This is a genomic window from Vallitaleaceae bacterium 9-2 (genome assembly GCA_038396585.1).
Lineage (GTDB): Bacteria > Bacillota > Clostridia > Lachnospirales > Vallitaleaceae > UBA1351.
The window spans coordinates 1,120,186-1,131,940 of record CP121691.1 but is presented as its reverse complement, the minus strand read 5'-3'; the positions used below and the strand labels follow the sequence as shown (position 1 = coordinate 1,131,940).

Annotated in this window: 9 protein-coding genes; 1 reads left to right on the top strand and 8 read right to left on the bottom strand. The window is 42.7% G+C overall.

The genetic code is table 11. From position 1 onward, the window contains the following. Positions 1 to 59: 59 nt before the first annotated feature. A complete protein-coding gene (locus QBE53_05250; GenBank protein WZL82514.1) occupies positions 60 to 1,436 on the top strand; it encodes a DUF1593 domain-containing protein in 1,377 nt (458 codons plus the stop codon). Positions 1,437 to 1,511: 75 nt separating this feature from the next. Here the strand turns inward: QBE53_05250 and glpK are convergent, their stop codons facing one another. The 8 genes from glpK to QBE53_05210 form a co-directional block, all read right to left on the bottom strand. Then, positions 1,512 to 2,984: a glycerol kinase GlpK gene (gene glpK / locus QBE53_05245; protein WZL82513.1), complete on the bottom strand. Its 1,473-nt coding sequence runs from the start codon at positions 2,982 to 2,984 to the stop codon at positions 1,512 to 1,514. A 1-nt stretch (position 2,985) separates the two neighbouring features. Then, positions 2,986 to 3,933: a transketolase C-terminal domain-containing protein gene (locus tag QBE53_05240; protein ID WZL82512.1), complete on the bottom strand. Its 948-nt coding sequence runs from the start codon at positions 3,931 to 3,933 to the stop codon at positions 2,986 to 2,988. Continuing rightward, complete coding sequence (locus QBE53_05235; GenBank protein ID WZL82511.1) at positions 3,926 to 4,765, bottom strand: transketolase; 840 nt, start codon at positions 4,763 to 4,765, stop codon at positions 3,926 to 3,928. The genes QBE53_05240 and QBE53_05235 overlap by 8 nt, the downstream gene beginning before the upstream one ends. Further along, on the bottom strand, positions 4,747 to 6,192 hold the full coding sequence (locus tag QBE53_05230) for an L-fucose/L-arabinose isomerase family protein (protein ID WZL82510.1): 1,446 nt from the start codon (positions 6,190 to 6,192) through the stop codon (positions 4,747 to 4,749). Before QBE53_05230 ends, QBE53_05235 begins: the two co-directional genes overlap by 19 nt. A 164-nt stretch (positions 6,193 to 6,356) precedes the next feature. Further along, positions 6,357 to 7,388, bottom strand: a complete 1,032-nt coding sequence (locus QBE53_05225) for a LacI family DNA-binding transcriptional regulator (protein ID WZL82509.1) — start codon at positions 7,386 to 7,388, stop codon at positions 6,357 to 6,359. A gap of 79 nt (positions 7,389 to 7,467) precedes the next feature. Next, positions 7,468 to 10,293, bottom strand: a complete 2,826-nt coding sequence (gene uvrA, locus QBE53_05220) for an excinuclease ABC subunit UvrA (GenBank protein WZL82508.1) — start codon at positions 10,291 to 10,293, stop codon at positions 7,468 to 7,470. Between the two features lie 58 nt (positions 10,294 to 10,351). Beyond that, a complete protein-coding gene (locus QBE53_05215) occupies positions 10,352 to 10,861 on the bottom strand; it encodes a CarD family transcriptional regulator (protein WZL82507.1) in 510 nt (169 codons plus the stop codon). Positions 10,862 to 10,962: 101 nt separating this feature from the next. Beyond that, positions 10,963 to 11,718, bottom strand: a complete 756-nt coding sequence (locus tag QBE53_05210; protein ID WZL82506.1) for a tRNA threonylcarbamoyladenosine dehydratase — start codon at positions 11,716 to 11,718, stop codon at positions 10,963 to 10,965. Positions 11,719 to 11,755 lie beyond the last annotated feature (37 nt).

Sequence of the window (11,755 nt, the reverse complement as noted above, 5' to 3'; positions counted from 1 at the left end):
ATATAGACCTATAGAATTTAAGTATATTAATTTAATTTCACTAAAATTTGGAGGTTCTTATGTTAAATCAAAGTCATACACCACCCAAACCACGCATCTTCGTATTAACCGACATCGAAAACGAACCGGATGATGCTATGTCTCTAGTCCGCTTTCTCACCTATGCGAATCAGTGGGATGTAGAAGGCCTCGTTGCAACGACCTCAATACATCTTAAAGACAAAACAGCACCGTGGCGAATTCAAGAAATCGTTAAAGCTTACCGTTCTGTCCGGGATAACCTCTTAGTCCACGAAGATGGCTATCCAACTGCCGACTATCTTGAATCGATTATTAAAGAAGGCTTGCCAGAATACGGTATGAATGCTGTCGGCGAAGGTAAAAACTCGTCCGGTTCCGACTTATTACGTGCATGCCTGCTCAAGGATGACCCTCGCCCTTTATGGGTCTTAGTCTGGGGCGGTCCAAATGTGTTAGCTCAAACCTTATGGCAACTCCAAGCCGACGTCAGCGCGACCAAACTCAAGGAGCTCATCGCTAAATTAAGAGTATATACTATATCAGATCAGGACGATTCCGGTCCCTGGATGCGCGCAACCTTCCCTGATCTTCACTACATTGCAAGCCCTGGATTTCACGCCGGTGGCGCCTACCACCTTGGCACATGGAGCGGCATTAGTGGCGATCGATTTCACGGACGTTTTTGTGGTGCCGATTTTTCCCTTGTAGATAACCCATGGCTGGAAGAACACATTCAATCCAAAGGTCCTCTAGGCGCCGTATATCCTTCATCCAAATTTTTGATGGAAGGAGACACACCCACTTTTTTATTTTTAGTCCAAAATGGGTTAGGCGATAGCGAGCATCCAGAATGGGGCAGTTGGGGTGGACGTTACGAGTATTATCAACCACCTACCCAAAAACACTTTTTAACCCCTGAGACGCGCCCTTTTTACTCTGATGCCTGCGACGAAGTCCTTGGTATGGATGATTTCTGGCATACCTCTAACAAAGCAACGATTTGGCGTTGGCGAAGCGCTTATCAAAATGATTTTCGTGCACGCATGGATTGGAGCGTCACCCCAAACTATGAAGACGCCAATCATCCCCCTGTCCCAAAACTAGCCCACCCCAGTGTCTTACACGCCAAATTAGGCGATACCATCACCTTAAACGCCGAAGGTTCATATGATCCCGATGGTGACAACTTAAGCTATGAATGGTTTTATTATCCCGAGGCCGGAAGTTTTTCCACTTCATCTGCTACAAGCGGTCAACCTATTACGATTCATCAACACACGGAAAAAGAAGCATGGTTTGACATCCCCACTGAACGTGTTTTTCGTACCGGTTCAATCCATATCATCCTTGCAGTCACTGATGATGGCGTACCGGCTCTCACACGCTATCAGCGGATCATTATTCATGTTCAATAAACGCAACAAAAAAAGGTCAAGTACAGATTGTACCGGACCTTTTTTATTTTAGTCATTGTTTATTTACGCCTTCATTTAACAGACACTCTCAATGGCATCATGCCACCCTGTAAGGAGAGCTTTGACCTCCTGATTTGAACGCATCGGTTCATAGATGGTTTCTTGCATAGGCAGCGCCTTTAAGGCTTCAAAGTCTTGCCATACACCAAGGCTTAGCCCTCCAAGATATATAGCCCCCATGACAGATAATTCTTGTTTTTCAATACAGCGAACCTTTGCCCCTATGACATCCGCCTGTAATTGCATCAAGAATTTATTCTTTGTTGGCCCGCCATCTGCATTAAGTGTAGCAACATCTATCTTAGCATCTCGTTCCATCAAATGAATCAAATCCGATACCTGATAAGCCATCGACTCTACTGCCGCACGAACAATATGAGCCCGGTGGGATTTACGCGAAAGACCTACAATTGAAGCTTTAGCATCCCCTTTCCAATAAGGGGCGCCTAACCCAACAAAAGCCGGGACAATGTAAACGCCTTCATTGGAATCCAAGCTCTGGATCATCGTTTCCACTTGGACATCCTCTTGGTAGAGCCCCAAGTTTTCCTTCACCCATTTTAATGTATCGCCTGACGAATTGATGAGTCCTTCAATCGCATAGTATACCTGATCATCCATAGCCCACGCCACCGAAGTCACCAACCCATTGTCCGAGCGAATTCGCTCTTGATCGGTATACATCATCACGGAAGATCCGGTTCCATAGGTTGCTTTAGCCATCCCGCGTTCAAAACATAACTGTCCAAATAAGGCGCCCTGACTATCACCGATAACGCCTGCTATAGGCAATCCGCCTATCTTCAAAAGTTCCGGCGCTTCTACACGTCCAAAGCTTCCATTGGACGGATAAATACATGGCATCATCCCTCGTTGTGCACCAAAAAGGGTTAACAGCTCCTCATCCCAGTCAGATGTTTCAATGTTGTAGAGCATGGTCCGACTCGCATTGGTATGATCGGTTGCAAAAACTTTTCCCTGCGTCAAGCGAAAAATCAACCAGGCATCTATCGTTCCCACACGGAGGGTACCTTGCTCTTTTGCTTTCCTAACCTTAGCCTCATGTTCCATTGCCCACTTTACTTTGCTCGCCGAAAAATACGTATCTAGTTTAAGCCCTGTCTTTTTTTCAATAATTTCATCATAGCCTCTCTCGCTATAGTCTTGACAGATCTCTAAGCCGCGTCGGCACTGCCATACATAGGCATGGCACAAGGATTTTTTTGTCTTGGCATCCCAAAAGGCAATCGTTTCTCTCTGATTCGTGATGGATAGTCCCATAATTTCACCTGGATCGACTTTTTCTATGACACGACCAATCAAAGTTACCACATTCGTATAGATTTCTTCCAGGTCATGCTCCACCCATCCAGGTTTTGGATAATATTGCCGGTGTTCTAGCATATCCTTATATACAATACGGCCTTTGACATCGACAAGTACAGCTTTGGTTCCCGAAGTACTTTGATCAATTCCTAGGATATACATCTTATGCCTCCTTTTTTTTACCAAGTTGTGCACTGACCTTTTGACATATCATCTCAGCCGTCATTCCATAATGAGCAAAAACTTCTCCCGTGGTTCCTGCAACTGCCGGTTCATCCGGTATTCCCATAATCTCCATCTTAACCGGACATTGGGCTGCAACCACTTCAGACACAGCTCCACCCAGACCACCATAGATGCTATGTTCTTCTAGTGTAAGAATATAGCCGGTCTCTCTAGCCGCATTAATGATAGCCTCTGTATCGAGAGGTTTTATAGTATGCATATTTAAGACCCGAGCATGTATCCCTTCTTTTTCAAGCATAAGCGCAGCATCCAAAACAACGCGTACCGTCTCTCCGGCACCGATGAGTGTTACATCTTTTCCTTCATACAACACATTGGCCTTGCCTAGTCTAAATTCATAATCCAAGGAATCATAGACATCTTCAACCGGATTACGTCCGATTCGCATATACGTCGGACCATAGGTTTCTAAAAGGGCCTCAACCATTTTTTGTGTCTCAAAACGGTCCGCCGGGAGCACCACCGTCATTCCGGGAATCGCCCGCATAACAGCTAAGTCCTGAACCGAATGATGAGACATCCCCAAGGCGCCATAACTAATCCCTCCACTGATACCGACCAACTTGACATTTGTATTTGAATAAGCCAGGTCAACTTTCACTTGTTCTACACTTCGCATACTTAAAAAACATGCCGGAGAAGCAACAAAAGGTATCTTTCCACAAGAAGCAAGTCCTGCCGCCACACCTACAATATTTTGTTCAGCAATCCCTGTCTCAACAAATTGGTTATGATGCGTTTTGGCAAATGGTGCTAATTTTGCCGAACCTCTCGAATCACTTGCAAGTACAACAATATCTTTATTGGTCTTGGCATGTTCTACCAAGACATCATTAACCACTTCTCTATTTGGTATTTTATTCATGAGACACCTCCAAGGCTTCTAACATCTGATCTAGCTCATTGATAGCTTGGACATATTCTTGCTCTGTAGGCACCTTATGATGCCAAGCTGCCTGGTTTTCTATAAAGGAGACTCCTTTTCCTTTAATCGTATTCGCTAGAATTAGCGTCGGTTTATCAATGCAAGCCGGCTCTTTAATCAAAGCATCATAGAGCTGTTCGATATTGTTACCATCCACTTCCATAACATTCCAACCAAAGCTTTCCCATTTTTTATCTAAAGGATCAAGCCCCATCACGTCTTCCGTACACCCGCTAATTTGCAATCGGTTACGATCGATAATGGCCACAAGATTGTCCAACTTATAATGGGCAGCAAACATTGCCCCTTCCCAAACAGAACCCTCCGCTTGTTCTCCATCGCCCATGAGTGTAAATACACGATAGTCTTTTTTATCCATTTTCGCTGCAAGCGCCATACCCGAAGCTACACTTAATCCGTGTCCCAAAGATCCGGTATTCATCTCAACACCATCCACCTTATTGTTAGGATGACCGATCAATCGACTATTAAATTGACTAAATGTCTTTAATTCTTCCTTTTTAATAAATCCACGTTCCGCTAAAATTGTCCAATAAGGTTCAACCGAGTGCCCCTTACTGAGAATAAACCGATCACGATCCGGGTGTTTAGAGTTCTCGGGTGTGATATTCATAATTCCATAGAATAAGGTGGTCATAATATCTGTTGCTGATAAGGCGCCTCCTGTATGTCCTGTCTTTGCATCATAAATCATTTGAATGACATCTTTTCTAATTTGAACCGCTTTTTTTTCTAAGCTTCTGACATCCATGCCTTTGAACCTCCATTCAACCAATCAACAATTGCGTCTTCTGTTGTGTCTACAAGGTCTAGTTTAATTCCCGGGATATACTTTACAGCTTCATATAGAACCGGAATTACATCCGCATGAATACCTACACAATGGTGAACATAAGGCCCTTCAACCAATCGTCGTTCCCATTTTACCCAATCATCTACTTCAACCCAGACATAAGAACCTCGGCTATACTTGCCTTGAATGCCTTTTGCATGTCCCATGAAAAGGTTATATTCTCCATGATCGCCATCAAATCGTACAATCGTCATGTCACCACCTTTAATCTCGGCTTCAAACGTTCCCGGTGCATGGTCATCAAACAAGAAGTGTTTTTCTGCTGAAGCATTGCATCCCTCGCAAGCCAAGGATACAGGGAAGTTTCCACAGTGAAAAAGAAGCTCTCCATTGTCATTGTCTGCATGACGTACCGTAAGATCTGCAAAAAATGTAGGTGTCGTGCGTCCTGCTGCTTCTTGAGTCATCACCGAGGTAATCGCACCATGAATATCCGTCTCACATGTCACTGGCAAAAACTCATCTGTTAGTAGAGCGTTGGCTAGACAAGGCATAATCTTCATACTTTCTTGCATCGCTGACCAGCATTGAATTGCAATAGCCTTGCATCCTTTTGCATGGGCAAAGGCTTGCATGGCTACTTTTAAAGCCGCAATTTGGCGAATAGCCGCATCTGTCACATGCTCTGTCTGCATTGTTGCCTTAATCATCTGTTCAACCTTTGTCACTTCCTCATTATTCGAAGCCGCCAAAGCATCTGTACGATTTTTAATGTCTACAAGGGTAATCGGGAAGATTTCGATGCCGAATTTTTCCAAAAGCTCACCTTCGTTATACATCATCGTCCAAAAACCTGCAGGACGAGTGGATATTTGAAGAATCCGTAAACGATCCATCGCCTTAACTACTTGAACCGCAGCAATAAAGTTATCTAGACCTCTCTCAAAGATCGGATCATCTAGATGCGTATTGGGAATATAGGTAAAAGGTACATTAAACCGTCGCAATATTTTTCCTGTAGCAAACAAACCACATTGAGTATCGCGTAAACGCATACCATCTTCTAAAGGATCTTCATCACGAGGCCCCCATAATAGGACCGGCTTATTCACAGCCTTTGCCACACGACACACGGTGTTTTCCGTTCCGAAATTGGTATGGGGAAAGAAAACCGCGTCAACTTTTTCCCGGATAAACAGTTCACTGATTTGATCCGCATGGGAGTCATCATCATATAACAAGCCTTCTGAGTTGATGTTTTCAATATCCACCACCTCTATATTTTCCATACCTTTCAGTTTTTCTAAAACCAAATCCTTGTACTTATGGGCATCCTCTTTACTAAATACAAATCGCCGTGTTGAAGCTACACCTATTTTAATCACCTTTTGTCCTCCATTTCTATAACTCTTTAATGTTTTACTTAATTTTATGTGTTAATTGTATCACCGTTTCAGTATTAGGTCAATATTTTAAGTTAATTTAAGTTATTGATTTAAAAAAATGCAGCTCTCATATTGAGAACTGCATCGTCACAATCAACGCTTCGTTATTCTGTTAAGACCTTTACACTACTTCTTTCCACCAATACTGTATCCACTTCCATCTTTTTGGTACACTCACTATCGCCAACAATTTCTTCTACAAGCATCTTGACTGCTTGGCGCCCTATTTCTTCCTTATACACTTTAATTGTAGTCAATGGCGGGTCAACAATTTTACAAAAAGGCATATCATCCACGCCAATCAAAGATACTTGCTCAGGTATGCGTATGCCACTTTCTTTAAGCGCATTCATTACCCCAAGAGCAATATTATCATTATCTGCTACAAAAGCCGTAGGGAGCTTTCGCCCCGCCGGGGTTTTCAAAAAAGCTTTCATATGCTGATAAGCTCCTTCAATACTTGGGTCAAGCTCTATAACATACTGTTCTTGACATTGAAGTTCTAAGCGTTCAATCGATTCTAAGTAACTTTTAAACCGACTCTTAAAATTATAAATTGGTGTATTACTCTTTAGATAACCAATCTCTGTGTGTCCTTTTTGATATAGATACTCAACCGCTTGGCGCGTTCCTTTTTGATTATTCATAAGTACCGTGTTGACATTCCATACAAACTTTCGATCAATAACCACCTGCGGACACCTGATTTGCATCAAAGGGCGAATATCTTCTTCGTCTAATTCCGTACACAAAGATATCATACCATCAACATCATCATGATACTCCTCTGCAATTTGCTGGGGCGCATCATCACTAAGGGTTACATTAGCTATAAGCAACTGATATCCCATCTTACGACATTGATTCTCAATGCCTTGAATAACCGCTGCAAAAAATTCAGTTTCCATAACGACCATACCATGCTTTTTGATTCTTAGCAGCTTTATAAATCGTGGCTCCTTTGTTTCTGAGGCAGGTTTCGAAGCTTTTCTCGCTTTATATCCCATACGCTCAGCCGTTTTTAAAATCTCTTCACGTGTCTCTTCCCCAATACCGCCTTTATTATTCAGCGCCATGGAAACAGCTGCTATTGATACTCCCATTTCGTTAGCAATATCACTAAGCTTAACTTTCATACTGTTCCTCTTTTCTCTATTATTGTTCATTCATCTATAGAAACAGTATCACATTTTATTTTTTAGGTCAATAGTTTACTTAATTTAAATATCGCCCCAAATACTGGCCTGTATAGGACGTTTTTACTTGCGCGATTTGTTCCGGGCTTCCTGTTGCCACAATGGTTCCACCACCATCGCCTCCTTCAGGACCGATATCGATGATATGGTCAGCATTTTTGATGACGTCCATATTGTGTTCAATCACAAGTACCGTATTGCCTTCATTCACCAGTTGTTGCAAGATGATGACAAGCTTTTTGATATCTTCAAAATGCAATCCCGTCGTAGGTTCATCCAGTATATAAATGGTCTTACCGGTACTTCGCTTGCTTAGCTCCGACGCTAACTTAATACGCTGGGCTTCTCCTCCAGAGAGGGTGTTGGACGGTTGGCCTAAGCGAATATAGCCCAGTCCCACATCATTAAGGGTTTGGATTTTTTTTAGAATTCTCGGTATATTTTCAAAGAAGGTCAGCCCTTCTTCCACAGTCATCTCCAAGATATCATGAATAGTTCTGCCTTTATACTTAACCTCTAGGGTTTCCCGATTATAACGCTTTCCTTTGCATACTTCACAAGGGACATAAACATCCGGCAAAAAGTGCATCTCAACCTTGATAATTCCGTCGCCTGAACAAGCCTCACAGCGCCCGCCCTTAACATTAAAGCTAAATCGCCCCTTCTTATACCCTCGCATCTTCGCCTCTTGAGTCGAGGCGAACAAGTCACGAATCATATCAAAGACTCCGATGTAGGTTGCTGGGTTGGAACGCGGTGTTCGCCCAATTGGACTTTGATCAATATCGATAATCTTATCCAATTGATCTTCCCCTTCGATGCGTCCGTGTTTTCCGGCAATAGTACGGGCTCGATTCAACTTTTTCGCCAAGGCTTTATAGAGTATTTCATTGACCAATGAACTTTTTCCCGAACCGGACACACCAGTCACACAGGTAAAGACCCCTAAAGGAATCTCCACATCCACATGTTTTAGATTATTCTCATGGGCATCATAGACCATCAAGGTCCCTGCCGGTTGACGTCGTATATTTGGCACCGGAATTTTATATATTCCTCGAAGGTACTTGCCTGTAACGGATTGATCATGAGCTAAAATCTCTTCATAAGAGCCTTGAGCAATAATTCGCCCTCCATGTTCGCCAGCCCCCGGACCGATATCAATAATATGATCAGCCGCCTTAATGGTATCTTCATCATGCTCCACCACAATCACTGTATTGCCAAGGTCGCGTAGGTGATGAAGGGTAGCGATGAGCTTGTCGTTATCACGCTGATGCAACCCAATACTTGGCTCATCCAGTATATAAGATACCCCTACCAGGCCTGAACCAATTTGGGTCGCCAAACGGATACGCTGGGCTTCCCCACCGGATAAAGTCGATGCCCCTCGGTCTAGGGTAAGATAATCTAGTCCGACATTGTCCAAAAAACGAATTCGCTCTTTAATCTCTTTAAGAATTCTCTCAGCTATAGCTTGATCATGAGCTGATAAGGAGAGTACATCAAAAAAAGGAATCAGTTCTTTGATGGACATATTAACGATAGCATCAATATTCTTATCCGCAACGGTCACTGCTAGCGCCTGCTTATTCAAACGCTTGCCTTGACAGACTTGACAGGGAGTAATTCGCATAAAGGATTCAAACTCAGCTTTTGAGGCTGCACCGCCAGTCCGATGATAACGCTGTTCAACATTTTTAATTAATCCATCAAAAGCAATGTCATAGACCCCTGGTCCATAACGTCCATTATAAGACACGGTCACTTCCACGTCAGTTCCATAGATAAGGATATCATGAATTTTCTTTGGATAGGATTCAAAAGGGACATCTAGTCGAAAATCAAATTTCTTGGATAACTCCTCTAACAACGCCCGTGTAAAACTTCCCTTATCCTTGCTTGATTGCCAACTATAAACCTGAATCGCTCCTTCAGTGATACTTAGAGATGGGTCTGGAATCATCAACGCTTCATCAAAGGCCATCTCATAACCTATCCCTTCACAGTGAGGACACGCTCCCAAAGCGTTATTAAACGAAAAATGCACAGGCTCAATTTCCGCAAGGCTTATATGACAGTCCGGACAGGCAAAGTGGCTACTCAAGATAAAGCGCTCGCCATCAATCACATCAACCTCAACAATCCCTTCTGTCAAGCGCATGGTCTGCTCCAAAGAGTCGGTCAATCGACTTTCAATTCCTGGCTTGATAACAAGCCGATCAATAACAACCAAAATATCATGCTTCTTATTTTTGTCCAGCACAATTTCTTCATCAAGACCATACATATGCCCATCAATCATCACTCGAACATAGCCGCTTTTTCTAGCCTGTTGTAGCACTTTTTCATGCTGACCTTTTCGCTGTCGAACGACCGGAGCTAAAATGTTAATTTTACTCTTGACCTCCAGCCCCATAATACGTTCTACCATTTGATCTATCGTCTGACGTTGAATAGGTTTGCCACATTCCGGACAATGAGGTAATCCAATACGCGCAAAAAGCAGTCGCAAATAATCATAGATTTCTGTTACCGTCCCTACAGTGGAACGCGGGTTATGATTGGTGGCTTTTTGTGCAATGGATATTGCAGGGGACAAGCCTTCAATACTGTCCACTTCCGGTTTATCCATCTGCCCCAAAAACTGCCTTGCATAAGAAGACAGAGACTCCATATATTTTCTCTGTCCATCCGCATAGATTGTATCAAACGCCAAGGAAGATTTCCCCGATCCACTTAATCCGGTAATGACCACCAATTGTTCTCTTGGAATCTTCAAATCTATATGTTTTAAATTATGTACTCTCGCACCTTTAATTTCTATATATGTTTGTTTTTCCATAGTCCTTCCTATTCTAAAACTCGCTTCGCTCAAGATCGTTGAGCGAAGCGAGTTTTATTTACATATCGTATTGTTTTACATGTTCTATGACATACGCTTTGACTTCATCAATATCCTTGTGGAGCGGTATCGCCAACTCTCCATACAGCTTTTCTTCAGCCATATCATAATATTTTTCGTCGAGCGCTGTTACTTTTTTCCCCTCAGCGATACGATCTTCTTTTAATGAATAAATCGTTTTTATCACCTTAACTAATTCGCGACAATCATATTTTGCAAACGCCTCTTTATACTCGACTTCCCTCTTCTTTTCATCAGACAAATCTAATGTCCCAATGTCATGAATTTCATCGATGAGTGTTAGTGCCTCGTCTTTGCTCATCACAGGTCGCATCGTCACTTTTTCATTATCCACCGGAGTATAAATCGTACCACTCTTACCATGCTGCGGTTTTAATGTATAGTATAATCGTTTTCCTGATGCGCCGGACATATCTAAATGTCCAATGGATTCCACCTGACAGACACCTGTGTTGTCATAAATAATATAATCGCCTACTTCAAACATTTCAATTCTCCTTTGTCTTATAAACACACGTAGCTAAAAATCGCCACCTCTATATTATAACAGAAAAACACATTTGATGTAAGCGCTATTGCTCCTATACACTATTTTGATACTAAATCTTTGATCACTTCGCCACCGATAATGAGGCCAACAATCGGAGGAACAAACGCTACACTCCCAGGTATGTCCCTTCGATCCGTACACTTACGTTCTGCGCCAGGCGGACAAATACAGTTCGCCCGACAGCTAATCGCCATATCTTCAATGGGTCGCATCGGTTGCTCTTCCGAATATACCACTTTTAATTTTTTCACACCACGTTTTTTTAGTTCCCGGCGCATAACTTTTGCCAAAGGGCATACTTTGGTCTTATATATATCCGCAACCTTAAACTGACTTCCATCCAGCTTATTGCCTGCACCCATGCTACTAATAATCGGAACCCCTTTTTCCGTTGCTCGCATCACAAGTTCAAGCTTGGCCGTCACGGTATCCACCGCATCAATCACATAATCATATTCTTCAAAAGGAAAACTGTCTGCATTTTCGGGCAAAAAGAAAGTTTTATACGTTCGCACATCCGCCTTTGGATTTATACTTAAAATACGTTCTTTCATGACTTCCACTTTATCTTGACCGACAGTTTTTCGCGTCGCAATAATCTGTCGGTTAATGTTGGTCAAGCACACCTGATCATCATCAATAAGGTCAAATGCTCCTACGCCACTGCGAACCAATGCTTCACAAGCATTGCCTCCGACACCACCGATACCAAAAACCGCCACACGTGCGCGACTTAATTTATCCATCGCTTCTTTTCCCAACAGAAGTTCTGTTCTTGAAAATTGATTTAACATACTATTATCTCCTACATAAACTTAGCGGATGCATTGC

What these genes read in the sequence shown, in the direction of transcription:
- glpK (WZL82513.1), bottom strand. Translation starts at nt 2,984, where the DNA reads ATGTATATCCTAGGAATTGATCAAAGTACTTCGGGAACCAAAGCTGTA.
- QBE53_05215 (WZL82507.1), bottom strand. Translation starts at nt 10,861, where the DNA reads ATGTTTGAAGTAGGCGATTATATTATTTATGACAACACAGGTGTCTGT.
- QBE53_05235 (WZL82511.1), bottom strand. Translation starts at nt 4,765, where the DNA reads ATGGATGTCAGAAGCTTAGAAAAAAAAGCGGTTCAAATTAGAAAAGAT.
- QBE53_05240 (WZL82512.1), bottom strand. Translation starts at nt 3,933, where the DNA reads ATGAATAAAATACCAAATAGAGAAGTGGTTAATGATGTCTTGGTAGAA.
- QBE53_05210 (WZL82506.1), bottom strand. Translation starts at nt 11,718, where the DNA reads ATGTTAAATCAATTTTCAAGAACAGAACTTCTGTTGGGAAAAGAAGCG.
- QBE53_05225 (WZL82509.1), bottom strand. Translation starts at nt 7,388, where the DNA reads ATGAAAGTTAAGCTTAGTGATATTGCTAACGAAATGGGAGTATCAATA.
- QBE53_05250 (WZL82514.1), top strand. Translation starts at nt 60, where the DNA reads ATGTTAAATCAAAGTCATACACCACCCAAACCACGCATCTTCGTATTA.
- uvrA (WZL82508.1), bottom strand. Translation starts at nt 10,293, where the DNA reads ATGGAAAAACAAACATATATAGAAATTAAAGGTGCGAGAGTACATAAT.